Origin of the sequence: Marinovum algicola (assembly GCF_900109145.1) — a bacterium.
Lineage (GTDB): Bacteria > Pseudomonadota > Alphaproteobacteria > Rhodobacterales > Rhodobacteraceae > Marinovum > Marinovum algicola.
Genome location: NZ_FNYY01000023.1, coordinates 1 through 22,520, shown reverse-complemented (window position 1 = coordinate 22,520; position 22,520 = coordinate 1). Strand labels below are relative to the sequence as shown.

Here is a 22,520-nt window from a genome sequence, read left to right as displayed (position 1 = left end):
ATGACTGAAATCCGCAACCCGATTCTGCCCGGCTTCAACCCAGACCCTTCTGTCCTGCGGGTGGGCGAGGACTACTACATCGCCACCTCGACCTTTGAATGGTACCCTGGCGTGCAGATCCACCATTCCCGCGATCTCGCGAACTGGCGGCTCGTCACCCGGCCGCTAACCCGTGCGGCACAGCTCGACATGCGCGGCGACCCGGATTCGGGCGGCATCTGGGCGCCCTGCCTGACCTATGCCGACGGGCTGTTCTGGCTCGTCTACACCGACGTGAAACGCCGCGACGGCGCGTGGAAGGACAGCCACAACTACGTTGTGACCGCACCTGCAATCGAGGGGCCTTGGTCAGACCCGGTGTACCTCAACTCTTCGGGCTTCGACCCGTCGCTGTTTCACGACGAGGACGGCCGCAAGTGGCTGGTCAACATGGTCTGGGACCACCGCCAGCAGGGCGGCGACAGGTTCGGCGGCATCCTGTGCCAGGAGTATTCGGTCGCCGAGAAGCGGCTCGTGGGCGAGGTGCGCAACATCTACCGCGGCTCCGACCACAAGCTCACCGAAGGTCCGCATCTCTACCGCCGCGACGGCTATTACTGGTTGCTGACCGCCGAGGGCGGCACCGGCTACGAGCATGCGGTGACCATGGCCCGCTCCCGCGATCTCTTCGGCCCGTATGAGACCGATCCGCAAAAGCACCTTCTGACGTCCAAGGACGCGCCGGAAGCCTATCTTCAGCGCGCCGGCCATGCCGATATCGTCGAAACGCAGGCCGGGGAACATTACCTCGTCCACCTGTGTTCGCGCCCGCTCGACGCGACGCGCGGGGATGCGCCGGGCCGGGTCGTGGGCATCCACGAGGAGGATGCGCGCCGCTCGCCCCTGGGCCGCGAAACCGCGATCCAGAAACTGATCTGGAAGGCCGGGGAGTTTCCGCGCCTGGCCCATGGTGGCTGTGTGCCGGCGCCGACTGCCCCCGCGCCGGATCTGCCCGAGCACCGGTTTGCGCCACAGACAGGCCGCACTGACTTCGCGCCGGGCGCGCTGCCGCCCGCGTTCCAATGGCTGCGCACGCCCGACAGCGCGCGGCTGTTCTCGCTCGACGCTCGCCCCGGCGCGCTGCGGCTCTTTGGCCGCGAAGCACCGGGATCGTTGTTCGAACATGCGCTGGTGGCGCGGCGCCAGACCGACGTCGCCTATGCCGCCGAGACCGAAATCGACTATGCCCCCGAGACCTGCCAGCAGTTCGCCGGGCTGGTCGCATGGTACAACGGTTTCAAGTTCCACTATCTGGCGGTGACGGCGGGCGATGCCGGGCAGCGCCAGCTCACGGTGATGAGCTGTCCTGCCGACTGGCCGATGATGCGCATGGAACAGCCGCTTGCCGCCCCGATCGATCTGCCTGCGACGGGCCGGGTCCGGCTCGGCTGCGATGTCGACGGTATGACCCTGCGCTTTCGCTTCGCCATCGAAGGCGGCGATTGGACCGATCTCGGCCTCGCGTTGGATCAATCCGCGATCTCGGACGAGGCGGGCAACGGGCCGGGCAACAATTTCACCGGCGCCTTTATCGGTATGGCGGCGCATGACACCTCGGGGCGCGGCCTTCACGCCGACTTCCTGCATTTTCAATACGAGCCCCGCTGATGGCGGGCCTGACAAGGAGGGCCTCTGATGGCTGACGTTCAACTGACGGGCATCACCAAGACGTTCGGCGCGGTGACGGTGATCCCCGATCTCAATCTCAGCGTGCCCGACGGCTCTTTCACGGTCTTGGTCGGCCCTTCGGGCTGCGGCAAGTCCACGCTTCTGCGGATGATTGCCGGGCTGGAGAGCCCCACCGCGGGCGGGATCCGCATCGGGGGCACCGATGTGACCGATGCCGAGCCTTCGGATCGCGGCATCTCGATGGTGTTCCAGTCCTACGCGCTCTATCCGCACATGACGGTGGCGCAGAACATCGACTTCGGCCTGCGCCTTGCCAAGGTGCCCGCGGCCGAACGGGCCGCCCGCGTCAGCGAGGCCGCGCGCATTCTGTCGCTCGAAGCCTATCTCGACCGCAAGCCGGGCCAGCTCTCGGGCGGGCAGCGTCAGCGCGTGGCGATCGGCCGGTCGATCGTGCGCCACCCGGAGGTGTTCCTGTTCGACGAACCGTTGTCCAACCTCGATGCGGCACTGCGGACGCAGATGCGTGTCGAGCTGGCGCAGCTGCACCAGTCGATCGGGGCGACGATGATCTATGTCACCCACGATCAGGTCGAGGCGATGACACTTGCCGATCAGATCGTGGTGATGAAGGACGGTCACATCGAGCAGGTCGGCGCGCCGATGGAGCTATACGACCGCCCGGCGTCCGAGTTCGTGGCGAGCTTCATCGGCTCGCCCAAGATGAACCTGCTGCCGGGGCGTGCCATCGCGCGCGACGACGTGAAGATCGCCGGCATCCGGCCCGAGCACTTGCATATCGAGAGCGAGGGACAATGGCGCGCCGTGGCCAAGGTCGTGGAGACCCTCGGGGCCGACACCATCGCCTATATGGATGCCGAAGGTCTGGGCGAAATCACGGTGCGGTTGCCGGGGCATATACGCCTCAAGGCGGGCGAGCGGCTGGCGCTGAGCCCGGAGGCGGCGAACCTGCATCTCTTCGGGCATGATGGCCGCCGCATGGAGCACTCGGCATGAGCGCTTTGGGAGTGGGCGTCGTCGGCTGCGGCGTCATCAGCGACATTTACCTGAAGAACGCGGCGGTGTTTCCGCAGTTCGAGATCCGCGCCGTCGCGGATCTGCGTGCCGAGGCGGCGCAGGCCAAGGCGGATGAATACGGCAGCGAGGCGATGACGGTCGAGGCGCTCTTGGCGCGCGACGACATCGATATCGTGCTCAATCTCACCATCCCCGCCGCCCATGCCGAGATCGGTCACCGGGCGCTGGAGGCGGGCAAGCACGTCTATTCGGAAAAGCCTCTCGCGGGGAGCTTCGAGGAGGCGCGCGCGCTCAACGCGGCGGCGGGTGCGGCGGGTCTGCGGTTGGGTTGCGCCCCCGACACCTTCCTTGGTGGCGCGCATCAGACCGCGCGGGCGCTGATCGATGCGGGGCGCATTGGGCGCGCCGTCGCGGGCACCGCGACCCTGATGCTGCCCGGCCACGAGGCCTGGCATCCGAACCCGGATTTCTACTACAGCCAGCCCGGCGGCGGGCCGATGATGGACATGGGCCCCTATTACATCACCGCCATGCTGAACCTGCTTGGCCCGATTGCGCGTGTGACCGCCTTAGGCGGCCGCGCGCGCGACAGCCGCGAGATTGCCACCGGCCCGCGGGCGGGTGCGCAAGTGCCGGTCGAGGTCGATACACACCTCGCGGGGGTATTGGAGTTCGCCCAGGGCGCGCTGGTGCAGATCGCCACGAGCTTTGATGTCCGCGCGCACCGGCACGGGCCGCTCGAGCTTTACGGGACCGAGGGATCGATGACGATCCCCGATCCCAATCGCTTCGACGGTACGGTCGAACTGTTCGAGACCGGCGAATGGCGGGATCAACCGATGCACCATGGCCATGGCGACGGCAATTTCCGCGGGCTCGGTCTGGCACAGATGGCAGAGGCCATCGGCTCGGGGCGCCCGCATTGCGCCAGCGGCGATCTGGCGCTGCACGCTCTCGAGGTGATGGAGGCCATGCACCTTGCGGCCCAAGAGGGCAGGGCGATCGAGATCACGACGCGCTGTGCGCGGCCCGCGCCGCTGGCAGCCGGTCTCGGCACCGGCGAAATCGCATTGCAGGAGGAGGCGGCATGAGCGCCAAGGCACTGATATTTTACGGCGGCTGGGAGGGGCACGAGCCCGAAGCTTGCGCCGCCATCGTCGAGGAGATGTTGCAGGCCGAGGGCTTCGACGTCCGGTCCGAGGCAGGCGTCGCGGTCTTGGGCGAGGCCGATCTGGCCCGCTTCGACCTGATCGTGCCGATGTGCACGCAGGTGAGCATCGACCAGGTGCCGCTCGAGCGGCTTTGCACGGCGATCGAGGCCGGCACCGGGCTTGCGGGCTTTCACGGCGGCATGGGCGACACCTTTCGCGATGCGCCGGCCTATCAGTTCATGGCGGGCGGCCAATGGGTGGCCCATCCCGGCGACATCCTCGACTACCGCGTCGAGATCGCCCAGCCGCAGCACCCGCTGATGGAGGGGATCGACGATTTCGAGTATCGCTCGGAACAGTATTTCTTGCATGTCGATCCCGGCAACGAGGTGCTGGCGACGACCACGTTCGACGGCAGCCATGCGCCCTGGATCGCCGGCACCGTGATGCCGGTAGTCTGGACCCGCCGCCATGGGCGCGGCCGGGTCTTCTACTCGGCCCTGGGCCATCAGGCCTCCGAATTCACCAATCCCCAAATGCGCGAAATCCTTCGCCGCGGGCTGGTCTGGGCCAGCCGAACGACAGACAGCCGAGAGACAGGCACATGAAAGACGAGACAAGCATGACAGATTTCTTCAAGGGCATCCCAAAGGTCCGCCACGAAGGGCCCGACAGCAACAATGATTTCGCCTTTCGCCATTACGCCCCCGACGAGGTGGTGATGGGCAAGACCCTGAAGGAGCACCTGCGCTTCTCGGTCGCCTATTGGCACAGCTTCGCCTGGGAGGGCGGCGATCCCTTCGGCGGGCAGACCTTCGAGCGGCCTTGGTTCGGCGAGGGTATGGAAAAGGCCAAGCTCAAAGCCGACGTGGCCTTCGAGATGTTCGAGATCCTCGGCGCACCGTATTTCTGCTTTCACGACGTCGACGTTCGCCCCGAGGGCGCGGATTTTGCCGAGAACACCCGAAACCTGCGCGAGATCACCGATTACTTCCAGGGCAAGATGGAGGCGACCGGCACAAAGCTTCTCTGGGGCACCGCGAACCTGTTCTCGCACCGGCGCTACATGTCCGGCGCGGCGACCAACCCGGATCCGGACGTCTATGCCTTTGCCGCGGCGACGGTGAAAACCTGCATCGACGCTACCCATCAGCTTGGCGGCGAGAACTACGTGCTTTGGGGTGGGCGCGAAGGCTATGAGACGCTGCTCAACACCGACATGGGGCGCGAGCGTCAGCAGGCCGGGCGGTTCCTGACACAGGCCGTCGAATACGCCCGCAAGATTGGCTTTGACGGCGCCATCCTGATCGAACCCAAGCCGCAGGAGCCGACCAAGCACCAGTACGATTACGATGTCGCGACGGTCTACGGCTTCCTCAAGGACTTCGGTCTCGAAAAGGAGGTAAAGGTCAACATCGAGCAGGGCCACGCGATCCTTGCCGGTCACAGCTTCGAGCACGAGTTGGCGCTGGCGCGTGAGCTGGGGATCTTTGGCTCGATCGACATGAACCGCAACGATTACCAGTCGGGCTGGGACACCGACCAGTTCCCGAACAACGTGCCCGAAATGGCGCTGGCCTATTACGAGGTGCTGCGCGCCGGAGGCTTTACCACCGGCGGCACCAACTTCGACAGCAAGTTGCGGCGTCAGTCGCTAGATGCCGAGGATCTGATCCTCGCGCATGTCGGCGGCATGGACGCCTGTGCCGCAGGCTTCAAGGCGGCGGCGAAGATGCTGGAAGACGGCAAGCTGGAAGAAGCCCGGCAGGCCCGCTACGCCGGCTGGGACAGCGCCGAGGTGCAGGCCATGCTCGCCGAAGGGCTGGACGAGATCGCGGCCCGTGTCGAGGGCGAAGGCCTCAACCCGACTCCGCGTTCGGGGCGGCAGGAAAGGCTCGAAAACCTGGTAAACCGTTACGTTTGAGGTTTTGCAGCGGCGGTCCCGACCGGGGCCGCCGCTGCACCTCCGGCCAGATTTATCAGGAAGGCCGAAGTTCTCGGCGCGACCCGCAGCGATCCGAGGGTGACGCGGCACGGGATCGGAGTGTTTGATGCCCGAACTGCCGGCGAAGCGGGTGGCACCCGTGGTTGATCCTGACGGTGATGGGGCAGGTCTGCAAACCAGACCCTGAATGACGCGCGTGCATCGCTCCCACGCGACCCGCGCATTACTGCGCGAACGGCGGGACGTTTGCCGATCATGGGGGCGCTTCTGCTCATGATAGTGTTCGAAGACGTGGTGTTCCCCGGTTTCGGTCAGGCCGCTGTGACAGGGCGGCGAGCAGGCGCGTGAGCGCAATGCCGATTGGAAAAATCCTTTTAACTTTGGTGTGGCGCGCGATCTTCATCGCGCCCTTCGGCGTGGCTTCGCGCACGGGACGTGACGCATTACAGCCTTGGGATGATCCAAATCAGTCATTGACTATGTTGAAATTAGTGCATACGTTAACTCACGCACAAGCATCGCTCACATAGTGTGGGTGGTGGAATGGCGACTCAGGGAGGACATCAAATGCAGGGAAAATTGGCGCGGAGCGTTGCGCTGGGTGCGATCATCGGATCGCTTCATGTGGCCGCGCAAGCTCAGGAGGTCGAGTTCTGGACGCAGCCGTACGGCGACCTCATTGCTTGGAAACAGTCAATCGAAGCCTTGGCCGACGAATTCGAGGCCGAGTCGGGCATCACCGTCAATTACGAGCCGATCAACTGGAGCGTCGCCTTTCGGCGGTGGCTTACAGTGGCTCAGGGCGGGCCGGCCCCGGACTGCGCCGACATGTTCTTCCTGCATTCATTTTCCGCCATCGGCGGAACCGAGCATGGGCCGCTGCCGCTCAATGAATACCGTGACAGCACCTGGCCTGCGCTCGACACAGACTTTTTCACGGGCAGCCTTCAGGACGTGACGTGGAGCGGTGATTTCTACGGCATCCCCTGGCGTGGCGACGTGCGTCCGATGATGTATCGCACCGATCATTTCGAGGTGGCCGGCCTGACCGCGCCCCCCGATACCTGGGACGAATTGGTTGAGCATGCCAAGAAGCTGACCTTGCGCGACGAAAACGGCAACGTGACGCAATGGGGCTTCGGGCTTGGCAACAACAACATCGGACAATCGTTTCCGCCGCTATACTGGCAGGCCGGCGGTGAAATGATGACCGAAGACGGCCGCACCGCGACCATCGACAACGAAGCCATGCGCACCGCCCTGCAATTCCTGAAAGACCTTGTCTGGACGCATGAGGTTCTTGATCCTGACTTCATGGAAAAGGGGAACGACACCGGCGAGGCCTTTCTGGCGGGCAAGGTGTCGATCGTCGGCAGCGTACCCGGCGGCTGGCCCTCGAACTGGACGGTGGAATATCCCGAGCTGAACGACAAATGGGCCCTGGCCGTGCCTGCGGCCGGCCCGGAGGGGCGCGATGCCTATTCGGGGTCAGGATATTTTGGCGTCCTGCGCGGCAGCGAAAACGTCGAGTCCTGCGTCAAATGGATCGAGTTCCTGAGCCGAGAAGAAAACATGCAGGTGCTCAGCGAGGCGAGCGGCAATGTCAGCCCGCACCGCGGTGTGATGAATTCCGAATTCTGGAGCGATACCGAATGGAAGTCGGTCCTGACCGAAAGTCTCGAATTCGCCCATACGTCGCAGCACCCGTCGCCGGTGTGGAATGCGCTTGCCGCGGATGAGGCCGGCGCCGTGATCTACGACATGGTTTATGACGTGGTGATCCGGCAGGCCGACATGGACGAAACGATCAAGCGGGCCGAAGAGCGGATGCAGGCCGAAATGGATCGGGCGTTCAACAAGTAACCTCCCTGGTGCGGGGCCCGGCTGGCCGGGTCTCGCGCCGCATTTCCAGACAAACAGGACGTGATGGCGATGGAACTGCGCAAGAATCTCTTTTGCTATCTGATGGTTGCACCGGCGCTTCTGATTACGTTGGCCCTTGGCATCGTGCCGATGGTCACGTCGCTATGGTGGAGCTTTCTGGACTACGATCTGATTCAGGCGGAAACCGCCGGCGAGACGTTCGTGGGATGGCGCAATTATCAGGTAGTCTTGTCTGACCAACGGTTCGTGACCTCGCTGGTCAATACCGTGGTGATGACCGTCATGGTCATGGCTCTGGTCGTGGCGCTCGGGCTGCTGCTGGCGCATGTCATGAATGCGAAATATCGCGGGCGCGCCATTGTCAGAACCCTGATCTGCGCCCCGTGGTTCGTGCCGCCCGTCGTGGCCGCGGCCATCTGGGTGTGGATGCTGGACACCGATCGCAGCCCGATCAACGCACTTCTCATGGATTGGGGGCTGATCGACGGCAACCTGCGGTTTCTGACCGATACCACTGACGCCGGACCGCTTTCGCTGCCGTTGGCGTCCGTGGTGGCGGTGCGGGTGTGGAACGGGCTGCCGTTTGTGGTGATCTTTCTGCTGGCGGGCATGCAGTCGATATCGCGCAGCTTGTACGAAGCGGCCTCGATCGACGGGGCAAGCCTGATCGGGCGTTTCAGGTATATCACCCTGCCTTTGCTGAAACCGGTTCTCGGTGTCATCGTGATGCTGTTGCTGATCACCGGTTTCGGACACTTCGAAATCAACTTCATCATGACCGGCGGTGGCCCGCAGGACATGACCAATGTCGCGGCGGTATACGCCTATCAGCAGGCCTTCAACTTCTTCCGCTTCGATTATGCGTCTGCGGCAAGCGGTGTGGTCTTTCTGATGACCAGCGTGATCTGCATCTTCTATATCCGCGCGCAAATCAGGAAAGACAAATAACCATGGATGCCACCGTCAATCCGGCTGTGCGTCAGGGGCAGGGGATCTTTTCCCGCTATCGCCGTGTCGACACGATCACCAAGCTGACCGTCATTGCCGCAACCGTCATTGCGCTGATCTACATTCTGCTGCCGATCTTCTGGATGCTCAAAAGCTCGTTCCAGACGGCGGCGGAAATCAAGCAATTGCCGCCAAAGTGGATTCCCGATCAGATCCGGCTGGATTCCTACCAGGACATCAACCTGCTGATCCCAATCTGGCGCTATATCTTCAACTCGATCTACGTCTCGGCGGCGGCGGCGCTGTTGGCAACGTTGATCGGGACCAGCGCCGCCTATGTCCTGTCGCGGTTCCGCTTTCCGGGCATGACCCTGATCCTCGTCACGATCCTTGTGACCCAGCTGATCCCGCCGATCACCCGTGTCTTTCCGCTGTATGCGCTGATTCAGGATGCCGGCCTGTTGAACACCTATACCGGTTTGATCCTGTCCTATGCCGGGTTCTCTCTGCCGTTTTCGATCCTGTTGCTGAAAGGGTATTTCGAATCCTCATGTCCGCCCGAGATCGAAGAGGCGGCGCTGGTGGATGGGTGCAGCTACATCTCGACCTTCCTGCGGATCATCCTGCCGATTTCCCTTCCGGGATTGGCCGCGGTGACGATCTTTACCTTCCTCAATGCATGGAACGATTTTCTCTGGGCGTCCTTGCTGCTCAATTCCAGCGAGATGAAGACGATCCAGGTCGGGATCGGAGATCTGACGGCCGAAGGTGGCGGCACCCGCTATGTCAGCATGTTCATGGCCGCCTGCGTGTTGGCCACTGTGCCGGCGCTGATCATGTTCATTTTCGTGCAGAGATGGCTCGTTTCCGGGCTGACCTCTGGCTCTGTCAAATAAGCTGAGGACCCCCAAGAATGTCCACAATTTCTGTTCGGAACGTCACCAAGAAATACGGTGCCGTCACGGCCATTCCCGATCTGTCGCTGGAGGTGACGAAAGGCGAATTCATCGTGCTGGTCGGGCCATCGGGCTGCGGAAAGTCCACGCTCTTGCGCATGTTGGCGGGGCTGGAAAGCATCACCGAGGGCGAGGTCGCGATCGATGGCGAGGTCGTCAACAACATGATGCCGCGCCAAAGAAATATCGCGATGGTGTTCCAGTCTTACGCGCTCTACCCGCATATGACGGTTGCCGGAAACATGGGTTTTTCGCTGAAGCTCGACGGCGCGGACAAGGCGGAGGTTGCCGAGCGCGTCAACGAGGTGGCAAAGATCCTCGCGCTGGATTCCCTGTTGGATCGCAAGCCGGCGCAATTGTCGGGCGGGCAACGCCAACGGGTTGCGATGGGGCGTTCGATCGTGCGCGATCCTTCGGTGTTCCTGTTCGATGAACCGCTGTCCAATCTGGATGCAAAGCTGCGGGTTCAGATGCGCGCCGAGATCAAGTCGCTGCACAACCGTCTGGGCACCACGATTGTCTATGTCACCCACGACCAGATCGAAGCCATGACCATGGCCGACCGCATTGTCGTCATGAACGCCGGCACAATCGAACAGGTCGGAGCGCCGCTGGATCTCTATGACCAGCCCGCCAACCGCTTTGTCGCGGAATTCCTTGGCTCGCCGTCCATGAACCTGATCGACGGGACCATTTCGGACAGCGGTACTGTCGTGCTGGGCAGTGGACTTGAACTGCCGCTGGGAGCGTCCTTGCGGGCCGGGGCCGAGGTCACGCTTGGCATTCGGCCTGAATATATTTCGCTTTCGGATACCGGGGGCATGAAAGTGCGCTGCATGGTCTCGGTGATCGAGCCAACCGGCCCCGCGACGATCCTTGTCGTCGAAATGGGCGACGAAAAAGTGACCATCGAGGTGACCGGTCGGGTGGCTCACAGGGTCGGGGACTTCATCGATATCTGGATGGCGAAGGAGCATTGCCATCTGTTCGACACATCGTCCGGCATTCGCCTGGACCAGTAAGGGACATCACATGACCACCAAATCTACCGAAGTCACCATTGACGGCGCGAAGTTCCAGATCAACGGGGCGCCGACCTATCGCGGGCGGAGCTGGAAAGGGCATCCGGTCGAGGGTCTCTTGCTGAACACCCGCATGGTGCAAGGCATCTTTGACGATCTGAATCCGGAGACACGTGACGACTGGGCCTATGCGGATACCGGGAGCTGGGATGCGGATCGCAACACCGAGGAGTTCATCGCGGCAATGCCGAGCTGGAAGGCGCATGGCGTGCTGGCTTTCACGATCAACCTTCAGGGAGGCAGTCCCTACGGCTATTCCAAGCAACAGCCATGGATCAACTCGGCATTCACGCCTGAGGGCGCGTTGCGCGACGAATACCTCGATCGGCTGAGCCGCATTCTCAGGGCGGCGGATGAGCTGGGCATGGTGGTGATCGTCGGGCTGTTCTACTTCGGTCAAGAGAAGATATTCGCCAGCGAGGATGCGGTGCGAACGGCCGTGCACAATGCCGTGACCTGGTTGTTGGAGACGGGGCACAGCAACATCCTTCTGGAAATCAACAATGAGTGCGATATCCTTTACCAGCTGCCGGTTCTCATGCCGGACGGTGTGCACGAATTGATCGACATCGCGAAATCCGTCGAAAAGGATGGTCGTCGTCTTTTGACCGGGACAAGTTATGGCGGCGGCTTCATTCCCAAGACCAACGTCGTCGAGCGCAGCGATTTCATCCTGATTCACGGAAACGGTCAGGATGACCCCGACCTGATCCGCGACATGGTGCGCAAGACCCGCGAGGTGCCGGGCTACAGGCCGATGCCTATCCTGTTCAACGAGGATGACCATTTCGACTTTGACAAGGATGACAACAATTTCGTTGCCGCGGTGGAAAGCTATGCCGGCTGGGGCTTTTTCGACTACAGGATGGACGGGGATGGCCCCGACGATGGCTATCAATCGGTGCCGGTGAACTGGGGCATCTCATCCCCACGCAAACGCGGGTTCTTTGAAAAGGCAAAGGAAATCGCAGGCACTTGAGCCCAGCGGCCGTTGAAGCGAAGGCCGGCGGCAGGAGAGACAGATTTGCCGCCGGTTGTCGTTTCGCCGATGATTGGACGCCTTGATAAACGGCACAGATCCCCCGGGAGGGGATGGCCAGCCCCGTTGTTGACGGGCGGTGTCGCGGGCTCACCTCTTGGTATGTGCGATCAAAATGCGGCTCTAGATGATCTTTTTACGTCAGAACCGTTGTCTTTTTCTTGCCCAGCCCTCAGGGTAAAGGAGAGGGGCGCTAACTGGGGAGGATCTCGATGAAGAAGCCGACGGTCGAGGATATAGCTCGACATGCAGATGTCAGCACGGCGACCGTGGGGCGCGTTCTGAACAATCGCGGAAGCGTCAGCGCCAATGCCCGCGAGAAGGTGGCGAACGCCGTCCGGGAGCTGGGTTACCGCCAATTGCCTGATTCCATCACGCATTCGGTTCGCGGTGTCCTCAAGTTCTTGTTTCTCATTCCAAACGGGGAAAGTGCCTTCCTGCAAATGTTCAAGCAAGCGGTGGCCTCCGCCCCCGCCGCAGTGCCCGACTATGAGGTGAAAATCGATTTCGGATATATCCCGTTCGACGATGATGAAGCGATCATCGCGCAGCTGGATGCCGTGTCCTGCGAGGACTATCAGGGGATTGCTGTCTTTGCCGTGGATGCGCCCGGCGTGCGGCATGCGATCGAAAGGGCCAAGACCCGCGGGCTTCAGGTGGTGACGTTGGTTTCGGACATCACCGACGCGCCGGTCAATTTCATCGGCATCAATAATGTGAACGCCGGGCGTGTTGCGGGAAGCCTGATGGGGCGCTTCCTGCCGGCCGGACGCCACAAGATCGCGATCGTTTGCGGCACGGCGCGGTTGCGGGATCAAATTGATCGCATCTATGGCTTTAACCAAGCCTTGGACGCGACCCTTAAGACAGTCGAGGTTCTGGAGCCGCTTGAAGGCAACAGCATAATCGAAAAGAATTATCAGTTGGTTCGCAAGCTGCTGGCGGAGCATCCGGACATTTCCGGCATCTATTCCAGCAGCGCAGGCAACAGTGGCATACTGAGGGCATTGAGCGAAATAGAACAGCGACCGATTGTCATCATGCATGAGTTGACGCCGCGCCTGCGGGAAGCCTTGTCGCGCGGTGAGTTGGATGCGGTTATTGGCCAGAACGTCGATCACATCGCCAGAAGCGCGGTACGTGTCCTGCGGGCTCATTGCCTGGGGGCGCCAATTGTCGAAAGCCAGGAGAAGATAACCATCGATATCTTCCTCGCCGACAACATGCCTTGACCTGAAGATTTGGTTGCTCTGGCTGTCAATTTTGAAGAGTGCAAAATGTCAAATATCGATCCTGGAATGACCCAAAATGATCATTGACGATGATCTAAAATGATCATAGAGTCATCGGCGCGCTGACAGGGCTCAAGCCGTGTGGGTGCTGAAGGAGCGCCTCGGGGAGGGCGTCAGCGCATGAGTTGATTTTTCGACCGCGCCCGCGAAACACAGATGGAAACTCTTATGCCACTTCCAATACCAGAAACAGATGGCCTCTGGCTTGGGCGCATTCTTGTCCCGGATGTCGGTCCATGTGTCGTGACGGCCCGTGACGGAACCTTGCTGGATATCACATCGCGCGATGCGCCGGCGGTACGCGACATCATGGAAATGGACGACCCGGCCTCCTATGTGGCGGCGGCGCCCGGACGCCCGGTCGAAGGTGAATGGGATTGGCTGGCGCCCTGTGACTTGCAGGCCGTCAAAGCCTGCGGCGTGACCTTTGCCGGGTCGATGGTTGAACGCGTTATTGAAGAGCAAGCCGCGGGCGATGCGGCAAAAGCCGAGGATATCCGAAATCGGGTTGCCGCCCGTATCGGTGACAGTCTCAACAACATCGTCCCGGGCTCTGCCGAGGCCGAAAAGGTGAAAGAAGCTCTAAAGGCCGAGGGGTTGTGGTCCCAATACCTCGAGGTGGGCATTGGCCCCTACGCCGAAGTCTTTTCCAAAGCCCAGGTTCTGTCATCTGTCGGCTTTGGCAGCGCGGTCGGCTTGCATCCCATTTCGAACTGGAACAACCCGGAACCCGAAGTGGTGCTCGTTGTGAATTCCAAGGGCGCCGTCCTGGGCGCGACATTGGGAAATGACGTCAATTTGCGCGACGTAGAGGGCCGATCCGCCTTGTTGTTGTCCAAGGCAAAAGACAACAATGCCAGCTGCGCCATCGGACCGATGATCCGGCTTTTTGACGATACTTTTGACCTTGACGCCGTGCGGAATCTGGAAATTCAGCTCACAATCGAGGGCGTTGACGGCTATCGGCTTGAAGGGTCGAGTTCGATGAAACAGATCAGCCGAGACCCCGAAGACTTGGTAAAACAAACCATCGGAAGGCATCACCAGTACCCCGACGGGTTGGTGCTCTTTCTCGGAACCTTGTTCGCCCCCACACAGGACCGAGATGCGCCCGGACAAGGATTTACACATAAAATAGGCGATATTGTCACTGTGTCCTGTCCCGAATTAGGCCAGCTCGTCAACTCGGTCGATCTTTCAACATCCTGCGCCGAATGGACTTTTGGTCTGGCAGACATGATGCGCAATTTGGCGGCGCGCAATCTTATCTAACAAGGACAAATAATGAGTGTCGGAAAACATCTGATAGCTGGAAGCTGGATTGGCGGAGAGCGGACGTTCCGGTCCGATCCGGCGCATGGCGAACCTCGGGAATTCTCGGTCGGCACGCCCGACCTTGTTGACGCAGCCGTGGAAGCTGCCGAGGCTGCCTTTGCGAGCTATGGAAAGACCAGCCGCGCAGATCGCGCCGCCTTTCTGAACGAAATCGCGAAGGAAATTGATAGCCGTGTGGATGAGATCGCAAAGATCGGATCTCAGGAAACCGGGCTGCCCGAACAACGTCTGATCGCCGAGTGTGGCCGCACAACCGGGCAATTGCGTCTGTTCGCCGATCACATCACAGCGGGTGATTATCTTGATCGCCGTCACGATGCCGCCTTGCCGGATCGCGCCCCCTTGCCCCGCCCCGATCTCAAACTGATCCAGCGCCCGATTGGTCCTGTCGCGGTCTTTGGTGCGTCAAATTTCCCGCTGGCCTTCAGTGTGGCTGGCGGTGACACCGCGAGCGCCTTGGCGGCCGGTTGTCCTGTCGTGGTCAAGGGGCATTCAGGTCATCCTGGAACCAGTGAAATCGTCGCGCAGGCGATCGACGTTGCGCGCAAGACGCACGGGATAGACGCCGGCGTCTTCTCGTTGGTTCAGGGTGGCAGCCGCGATGTCGGCACCGCTTTGGTGCAGCACCCTTTGATCGCCGCCGTCGGATTTACCGGGTCTTTGGCAGGCGGCAGGGCGCTGTTTGACCTGTGCGCCCAACGCCCGACCCCAATTCCGTTTTTTGGCGAACTCGGGTCTGTCAATCCGATGTTCGTTCTGCCCGCCGCCCTGTCGGCACGTGCGGCATCGATAGGGGAGGGGTGGGCAGGTTCCCTGACAATGGGCGTCGGCCAGTTCTGCACAAAACCCGGGATCGCAATCGTTGTCGCCGGGCCAGAGGCAGATACGTTTATTGCGGCAGCGGCCACCGCCCTTGATGGAATTGCCCCGCAGACGATGCTGACCGATGGGATTGCGCAAGCCTATCAATCCGGCGCCGCAAAATTTGACAGCGACGCCACCACCACCCGTCACACAGGTCATGACGGCTCGGTGGGTGACGGGCGCACGGCGCGTCCGGTCTTGCTGTCGGTCCCGGCAAAGGACTGGTTGGAAAATGCCAGTCTGCACCACGAAGTCTTTGGGCCCCTTGGCCTGGTAGTTCTGGCTGATGACGTCAGGCAGATGCACAAGATTGCCGCTTCTCTCGATGGTCAGTTGACGCTGACGCTCCAAATGGAAAACGACGACCGCGAAGAGGCCGGCAGGCTCATTCCGACGCTCGAGCGCAAGGCAGGCCGCATCCTTGCCAACGCATTTCCGACCGGCGTCGAAGTATCTGACACGATGGTGCATGGCGGCCCTTACCCGGCTTCGACGAATTTCGGGGCAACTTCGGTCGGAACACTGGCCATTCGCCGCTTTGTCCGTCCGGTCTGCTATCAGAACCTGCCTGACTCGCTCGTCGACGACTTCGCAGGCAATCCGTGACATGACACAGCCCAAACCGCGCCTTCGTTCACAGGATTGGTTCGACAATCCCGACCATGCCGACCTGACGGCTCTCTACCTCGAACGGTTCATGAATTACGGGATCACGCCGGACGAATTGCGATCAGGTCGTCCCATAATCGGGATTGCGCAGAGCGGTAGCGATTTGGCCCCCTGCAACCGTGGGCATCTGGCCAATGAATCGCGCGTCAGGGACGGAATTCGCGATGCGGGAGGTATCCCCATCGCCTTTCCGACACATCCAATCTTCGAAAACTGCCGCCGTCCGACCGCGGCATTGGATCGGAACCTGGCATATCTGGGTCTCGTCGAAATTATGAACGGCTATCCGCTGGACGGGGTTGTTCTGACGACGGGCTGTGACAAGACCACGCCATCCGCGCTCATGGCGGCATCGACCGTCGATATCCCTGCGATCGTGTTGTCTGGCGGCCCGATGTTGGACGGGTGGCACAACGGCGAACGGGTGGGGTCCGGCACCGTCATCTGGCGGGCGCGGCGAAAACTTGCTGCCGGCGAGATGACCCGTGACGAATTCCTTGATGAAGCGTTGGATTCGGCCCCGTCGGCCGGACATTGCAACACCATGGGCACCGCCCTGACGATGAACGCAATGGCAGAAGCGCTGGGAATGTCCTTGCCCGGATGCGCCACGATCCCAGCGCCTTACCGCGAGCGCGGCCAAATTGCGTACAGGACGGGAATGCGGATCGTCGAGATGGTGCGCGCAGATCTCTGCCCGTCCGATATCATGACCAAAGCCGCATTTCTGAACGCTGTAAACACATGCGCTGCCCTTGGCGGATCCACGAATGCACAACCCCATCTGAACGCCATGGCCTTGCATGCAGGCCTGTCCCTGACGGCGGCAGACTGGTCGGCGGCCTATGACATACCGCTCTTGGCCAACGTTCAGCCCTCCGGCGACTATCTCGGGGAAAGTTTTCATCGTGCCGGTGGGGTGGCATCAATCATGCGCGAACTGCTGGACAACAAAAGGCTAAACGGGGAATGCCTGACCGTCTCCGGCGAGAAAATCTCGATCCAACTGGCGCGGGCCGCCGCCCCTGACGGCGATGTCATTCGTTCTTACTCGCAACCGTTGAAAGACCGCGCCGGCTTTCTTGTTTTGAGCGGCAATCTTTTTGATTTCGCCATTATGAAGACGAGCGTCATTTCAGACGAGTTTTCCGAACGTTACCTGTCCGACCCTGAGAGGCCCGGCGTGTTTGAAGCCCGCGCGATCGTCTTTGAAAGCTCAGACGACTATCTCACGCGGATCAACGATCCGGCCCTCAATATCGATGCCCACTGTATTCTTGTGATCAGGGGGGCGGGCCCCATTGGATGGCCGGGTTCGGCAGAAGTGGTCAACATGCAGCCGCCGGATCATTTGTTGAAATCGGGAATTACCAGCCTGCCCACGCTTGGCGATGGCCGCCAATCCGGCACGGCTGATAGCCCGTCCATCCTGAACGCCTCGCCAGAGAGTGTCGCGGGCGGCGGCCTATCGTTGCTGAGAACCGGTGATACAATCCGAATTGATATCAAGAATGGCACCTGCAATGCCGTTGTTGACGACGAGGAACTGCGCCAGCGCAGTGCAGGCGGCGTTGAAGTTCCCGAGGCGAATACGCCTTGGGAGCGGTTATACCGCGAAAATGTCACGCAGCTCGAATACGGCGGAATTCTCAAAGGGGCGCCATCGTTTCGCGCGACCAAGAACCGCCTTCCGCGGCACAATCACTGAACGCTTTTCCAAAGGTGGTTCTGGATCGAGTCATCCCCCGAGGAACTACACCGCAAAAGTGTGCTCCCGCCATCCACCTGAACCCGGGGGCGCCTGAAATCCAAGGCGCCCCCAGGGGAAATCATGTCCTTGCGTTAGCCACCTGCTCCTTGGCTGCGGCCACGATGTTGCCCGGCGTGAAGCCATATTGACGCTGGAGTTCCGCGAGCGGCGCTGAGGCTCCGAAAGTGCGCATGCCGATGATCTGGCCGCGCAGTCCGGTATACCTGGTCCAGCCCAGGATCGACGCCTTCTCAACCGCCACGCGGGCGGTCACGTCCGGCGGCAGGACGGCGTCCTTGTAGGCCCGCTCCTGCTGCTCGAACAACTCCCAGGACGGCATGCTGACGACGCGCGCGGCGATACCCGCAGCCTTCAGCTCCTCGTAGGCCGCGATGCACAGCGACACTTCGCTGCCCGTGGCCAGTAGCAGGACGTCCGGCTTGCCGTCGACGGCATCGGCCAGCACATAGGCGCCGCGGGCGACGCCGGCCGCCGGGGCATAGCGAGAGCGGTCCAGAGTGGGCAGGTTCTGGCGGCTGAGGATCAGCACCGCCGGCTCATGGCGCAGATGCATGATGACGCGCCAGGCCTCGACCACTTCGTTGGCATCGGCGGGCCGCAGAACCACAAGCCCCGGGATCGCCCGGAGCGAGGCAAGGTGTTCCACCGGCTGGTGGGTCGGGCCGTCCTCGCCGACGCCGATGGAATCATGGGTGAAGATGTGGATCGTCGGGATCTCCATCAATGCACTCAGCCGGATGGCCGGGCGCGCGTAGTCGCTGAAGATCAGGAAGCCAGAGCCATAGGGCCGGACCTTGGACAGCGACATGCCGTTCAGGACGGCGCTCATCGCGTGTTCGCGGACGCCAAAGTGGAAGTTGCGGCCGGCATGGTCCTCGGCGCTGAAGTCGCCGGCGCCGTCGAAGGTCAGCCTTGTATTCGTCGACGGCGCAAGGTCGGCCGCGCCGCCGATCAGCCAGGGCACCTGTTCGGCAATGGCGTTTAGCACCTTGCCCGAGGCGACCCGGCCTGCCAGCCCCTTGTCATCCGCCGGAAAGCTGGGCAGGCTCTGGTCCCAGCCGTCCGGCAGCACGCGCCGTTGCGTGCAGTTCAGCTGATGCGCGAGGTCCGGATATGTGTCTTGGTACTCGGAAAACAGCGCGTTCCAGGCGCTGGACGCTTCATCGCCCCGCTTTCCAAGCCCGTCGCGGAAATGTGCGATCACTTCGTCCGGCACCTCGAATTTCGCGTCCTCGGGCCAGCCGTAATTCCGCTTGGTCAGGCGGATTTCATCGTCGCCCAGCGGACTGCCATGCGCGCCGTAGGTGCCCTGCTTGTTGGGGGATCCATAACCGATATGGCTGCGCACGATGATCAGCGTCGGTCGGTCCTCTGCCGCCCTGAAACTCCGAAAGGCCTGATCCAGCGCATCGAGATCGTTGGCATCCGCGACCCGGAGCACGTTCCAGCCATAGGCTTCGAACCGCTTGCCCACATCCTCGCTGAAGGCCAGGTCGGTCGACCCCTCGATGGTGATCTTGTTGTCGTCGTAGATCCAGCAAAGGTTGGACAGCTTGAGGTGCCCGGCAAGCGAGGCCGCCTCGCCGGAAATTCCCTCCATCATGCAGCCGTCGCCGGCCAGCGCGTAGACATCGTAATCGAAAAGCTCGAAACCCGGCCGGTTGTAGGTCGCCGCAAGCCACCGCTGCGCGATCGCCATACCCACTGTGGTGGCGACGCCCTGGCCGAGCGGGCCGGTCGTGGCCTCGACGCCGGTGGTCCAGCGATATTCCGGATGGCCCGGGCACGCGCTGCCCATCTGGCGGAAATTCCGGATCGCATCGAGCGGCACCGCCGGTTCGCCCTGGGTTTCGTAATCGGGATTGACCGCCTTGACGCCCGTAACGTGCAACAACGAATAGAGCAGCATCGAGGCATGGCCGACCGAAAGCACGAAGCGGTCTCGGTTCGGCCAGATCGGTCTGTCGGGATCAAAGCGCAGAAAGCGCTGCCAGAGGGTGTAGGCCACCGGCGCAAGCCCCATGGGCGCGCCCGGATGGCCGGAATTGGCGGCCTGAACCGCGTCGATCGTCAGAGTTCTCAGCGTGTTGATCGACAGTTGATCGAGATCGTCGGAATTGCTCATGACTGCGTTCCTTCCAAGTTCGGCAATGAGGCGCGAACGCGCTTTGATGAGGGGAGTGGAGGCCGGGATGAATATCCCCGGCCTTCCGATTGATCAGGCGGCGGACGACTGCGTCAGCTTTTGCTCGATGCCTTGCAGAAGCTTCTGATGGTCGGCGTCGAAATTACGGATGCCTTCGGCCAGCTTCTCGGAGGCCATGGCATTGGCGTTCAGCCGCCAGCGAAAATCCGACTCGTCCAGCGAGATCCGCGCCATGCCTGATGCACTCTCGGGCGTCATCACCCGCCGCACCCCGGCCTCCTCGGCGTCGAGTTCCTCGAGCAGATTGGGCGAGATCGTCAGACGGTCGCAGCCCGCCAGCGCCTTGACCTGGCCGGTATTGCGGAACGAGGCGCCCATCACGATGGTCTCGATCCCGTTCGACTTGTAGTAATCGTAGATCTCGCGCACCGAGCGCACGCCGGGGTCCTCCTCGGCGTCGAAGCTGCGGCCCTCCTTGGCGGTGTACCAGTCGGTGATCCGGCCGACGAAGGGCGAGATCAGCGCCACGCCGGCTTCGGCGCAGGCCGCAGCCTGCGCGAGCGAGAAGAGCAACGTAAGGTTGCAGTCTATGCCTTCGTCTTGCAGGATTTCCGCGGCGCGGATGCCTTCCCAGGTGGAGGCCAGCTTGATGAAGATCTTCTCGCGACCGACCCCGCGTTCGCCGTAGGCCGCGACCAGCGCCCGCGCCTTGGCAAGCGAGGCCTCGGTGTCGAAGGACAGGCGCGCATCCACCTCTGTCGAAACCCGGCCGGGTACCAGTTGCGCCAGTTCCACGCCGACCCCGACAGTCAGGGTATCCGCGATCTCGAGCGGCGTCTTCCCGGCCGACCTGCCGGCCTCGATCTCCTTGGCGACCATCTCCTCGAAGGCTGGCATCTGCAACGCTTTCAGGATCAGGCTGGGGTTGGTTGTGCAGTCGTGGGGTTTCAGCGCCCGGATCGCATTCACGTCTCCGGTATCGGCGACAACGGTGGTCATCTCCCGCAATTGGCTCAGGCTGCTTGCCATGGGTCTTCCTCCTTGATCGGTTGTGCTGTGTTCGAACGTCAGACCCGGATGTCGTCTGCGGCAAACGTCACATCCGCCTCCAGGCGGCCGGCGAGAATGCGGCGCGCGTTCGGCAGATCGTTGCGTTCGGCGCGCGCCAGGGCCTCGTCGGGTGTGTGCCCATGGTCGAGCCAGCGCTGCAAGAGACGGCCCCGCAACACCTCCTCGGGCGTGTCGAGCCAGACCGACAGGTCCCAGAGCGGCTTTAGCGATTGCCAAGGGTCTTCGCCGAAGAGCAGGTAGTTGCCCTCGACAATCGCCACGTCGCACTCCGCCTCGATCGAGGCCGTTCCCGCGACGGCGAGGTCACGGCTGCGGTCGAACAGCGGATAGACGACCTCGCCGCCTTGCTTCAACCGGTGCATCATGTGAATGAAGCCCTGCGCGTCGAAGGTCTCGGGCGCACCCTTGCGCGCCACAAGCCCGCGTGTCTCAAGCAGGCCATTGTCGAGGTGAAACCCGTCCATCGGGATGGCGCGGGCGGGGCGGCCCGCCGCTTTTACTGCGGCCGTAATCATTCCGGCCAGCAGGGACTTTCCGCCTGCCGGCGCCCCGGCGACGGCCACCAGCCAGCGGTTCCCCGTCCGCGGCAATCCGGCAATGCGCCGCGCAAGATCGACCACATTGCCGGGGGCGAACGCGTCAGGCGAACTCATCTGCACGCTCCGGCACCTTGGCGCCGGTCATGTAGGCGACCGCGTCGGACATGCTGTGATCCTTGGGGTTGATCACGCAGAGCCGCTTGCCCAGCCGGTGGACGTGGATCCGGTCGGCGACCTCGAAGACATGCGGCATGTTGTGGCTGATCAGGATGATCGGGATGCCGCGCGACTTCACGTCCTGGATCAGCTCCAGCACCTTGCGGCTCTCCTTGACGCCGAGCGCCGCCGTCGGCTCGTCGAGGATGATGACCTTCGATCCGAAGGCCGCAGCGCGGGCCACCGCCACCCCCTGACGCTGGCCGCCCGAGAGCGTCTCGACCGCCTGGTTGATGTTCTGGATCGTCATCAGGCCCAGCTCCGACAGCTTCTCGCGGGCGAACCGCTCCATTTCCTTCTTGTCGAGCTTGCGGAACCACTTGCCCATGAAGTCCTTGCGCACGATCTCGCGGCCCATGAACATGTTGTCAGCGATCGACAGGGCGGGCGACATGGCCAGCGTCTGGTACACGGTCTCGATCCCGGCGTTGCGGGCGTCGATCGGCGAGTGGAAGTTGACCGGCTTGCCGTCCAGCTCCACCGTGCCCTCGTCGGGGATCACTGCGCCCGAGACCGCCTTGATCAGCGTCGATTTGCCGGCGCCGTTGTCGCCGATCACGGCGAGGATCTCGCCCGGATAGAGGTCGAAGTCACAATGATCGAGTGCCGTCACCTTGCCGTAGCGTTTGGTGAGGTTGCGTCCTTTGAGTATGGGTTGGGTTATGCTGTCACCTTTCTGATCCACTGGTCCACGGCCACGGCGGCGATGATCAGCGCACCGATGAGCAGGAAGGTCCATTGCGGGTTGGCGCCGGCCATCCGGAGCCCCAGTTCGAAGACCCCGACGATCAGCGCCCCGAAGAACGCGCCGAGGATCGAGCCGCGCCCGCCAAAGAGCGAGATGCCGCCGATCACCACGGCGGTGATCGCCTGGATGTTGCCGATCACGCCGGTCGTGGCCGAGGGCGA

At 62.2% G+C, this 22,520-nt stretch carries 19 protein-coding genes; 14 read left to right on the top strand and 5 right to left on the bottom strand.

Features of this window, described 5'->3' with window-relative positions:
- From BMW90_RS21870 to BMW90_RS21805, 14 genes are all read left to right on the top strand, one after another.
- A complete protein-coding gene (locus tag BMW90_RS21870; protein WP_074839256.1) occupies positions 1-1,647 on the top strand; it encodes a glycoside hydrolase family 43 protein in 1,647 nt (548 codons plus the stop codon).
- 27 nt (positions 1,648-1,674) lie between these two features.
- Positions 1,675-2,682 (top strand): ABC transporter ATP-binding protein, encoded by a 1,008-nt coding sequence (locus BMW90_RS21865; protein WP_074839253.1) that lies wholly within the window; start codon positions 1,675-1,677, stop codon positions 2,680-2,682.
- Entirely contained in the window at positions 2,679-3,794 is a 1,116-nt protein-coding gene (locus BMW90_RS21860; RefSeq protein ID WP_074839250.1) for a Gfo/Idh/MocA family protein, read from the top strand. The genes BMW90_RS21865 and BMW90_RS21860 overlap by 4 nt, the downstream gene beginning before the upstream one ends.
- Positions 3,791-4,462 (top strand): ThuA domain-containing protein, encoded by a 672-nt coding sequence (locus BMW90_RS21855; RefSeq protein WP_074839247.1) that lies wholly within the window; start codon positions 3,791-3,793, stop codon positions 4,460-4,462. Before BMW90_RS21860 ends, BMW90_RS21855 begins: the two co-directional genes overlap by 4 nt.
- A 14-nt stretch (positions 4,463-4,476) precedes the next feature.
- Positions 4,477-5,778, top strand: coding sequence for a xylose isomerase (gene xylA / locus BMW90_RS21850; RefSeq protein WP_074839328.1), 1,302 nt, complete (start codon positions 4,477-4,479; stop codon positions 5,776-5,778).
- Positions 5,779-6,366: 588 nt separating this feature from the next.
- Positions 6,367-7,662, top strand: coding sequence for an extracellular solute-binding protein (locus BMW90_RS21845; RefSeq protein ID WP_244526579.1), 1,296 nt, complete (start codon positions 6,367-6,369; stop codon positions 7,660-7,662).
- Positions 7,663-7,731: 69 nt separating this feature from the next.
- Positions 7,732-8,631 (top strand): carbohydrate ABC transporter permease, encoded by a 900-nt coding sequence (locus tag BMW90_RS21840; RefSeq protein WP_244526576.1) that lies wholly within the window; start codon positions 7,732-7,734, stop codon positions 8,629-8,631.
- Between the two features lie 2 nt (positions 8,632-8,633).
- Entirely contained in the window at positions 8,634-9,527 is an 894-nt protein-coding gene (locus BMW90_RS21835; RefSeq protein WP_074839240.1) for a carbohydrate ABC transporter permease, read from the top strand.
- A 17-nt stretch (positions 9,528-9,544) separates the two neighbouring features.
- Positions 9,545-10,609, top strand: a complete 1,065-nt coding sequence (locus BMW90_RS21830) for an ABC transporter ATP-binding protein (protein WP_074839237.1) — start codon at positions 9,545-9,547, stop codon at positions 10,607-10,609.
- A 10-nt stretch (positions 10,610-10,619) separates the two neighbouring features.
- Entirely contained in the window at positions 10,620-11,648 is a 1,029-nt protein-coding gene (locus BMW90_RS21825) for a hypothetical protein (RefSeq protein WP_074839235.1), read from the top strand.
- 272 nt (positions 11,649-11,920) lie between these two features.
- A complete protein-coding gene (locus tag BMW90_RS21820) occupies positions 11,921-12,940 on the top strand; it encodes a LacI family DNA-binding transcriptional regulator (protein ID WP_074839232.1) in 1,020 nt (339 codons plus the stop codon).
- A gap of 228 nt (positions 12,941-13,168) precedes the next feature.
- Entirely contained in the window at positions 13,169-14,272 is a 1,104-nt protein-coding gene (locus tag BMW90_RS21815) for a fumarylacetoacetate hydrolase family protein (protein ID WP_074839229.1), read from the top strand.
- 12 nt (positions 14,273-14,284) lie between these two features.
- Positions 14,285-15,805: an aldehyde dehydrogenase (NADP(+)) gene (locus tag BMW90_RS21810; protein ID WP_074839227.1), complete on the top strand. Its 1,521-nt coding sequence runs from the start codon at positions 14,285-14,287 to the stop codon at positions 15,803-15,805.
- Between the two features lies 1 nt (position 15,806).
- Positions 15,807-17,576: an IlvD/Edd family dehydratase gene (locus tag BMW90_RS21805; RefSeq protein ID WP_074839224.1), complete on the top strand. Its 1,770-nt coding sequence runs from the start codon at positions 15,807-15,809 to the stop codon at positions 17,574-17,576.
- Between the two features lie 121 nt (positions 17,577-17,697).
- Here the strand turns inward: BMW90_RS21805 and tkt are convergent, their stop codons facing one another.
- The 5 genes from tkt to BMW90_RS21780 all read right to left on the bottom strand — a co-directional run.
- A complete protein-coding gene (gene tkt / locus BMW90_RS21800; protein WP_074839222.1) occupies positions 17,698-19,764 on the bottom strand; it encodes a transketolase in 2,067 nt (688 codons plus the stop codon).
- 93 nt (positions 19,765-19,857) lie between these two features.
- Positions 19,858-20,814 carry a transaldolase gene (gene tal / locus BMW90_RS21795; protein WP_074839220.1) on the bottom strand — a complete coding sequence of 319 codons (957 nt, stop codon included), beginning with the start codon at positions 20,812-20,814 and terminating at the stop codon, positions 19,858-19,860.
- A gap of 38 nt (positions 20,815-20,852) precedes the next feature.
- Complete coding sequence (locus BMW90_RS21790; protein WP_074839217.1) at positions 20,853-21,509, bottom strand: nucleoside/nucleotide kinase family protein; 657 nt, start codon at positions 21,507-21,509, stop codon at positions 20,853-20,855.
- Entirely contained in the window at positions 21,496-22,296 is an 801-nt protein-coding gene (locus tag BMW90_RS21785) for an ATP-binding cassette domain-containing protein (protein ID WP_244526574.1), read from the bottom strand. The genes BMW90_RS21790 and BMW90_RS21785 overlap by 14 nt, the downstream gene beginning before the upstream one ends.
- On the bottom strand, positions 22,272-22,520 hold a 249-nt coding region (locus tag BMW90_RS21780), incomplete at its 5' end, for an ABC transporter permease subunit (protein WP_139211511.1). The genes BMW90_RS21785 and BMW90_RS21780, both read right to left, overlap by 25 nt.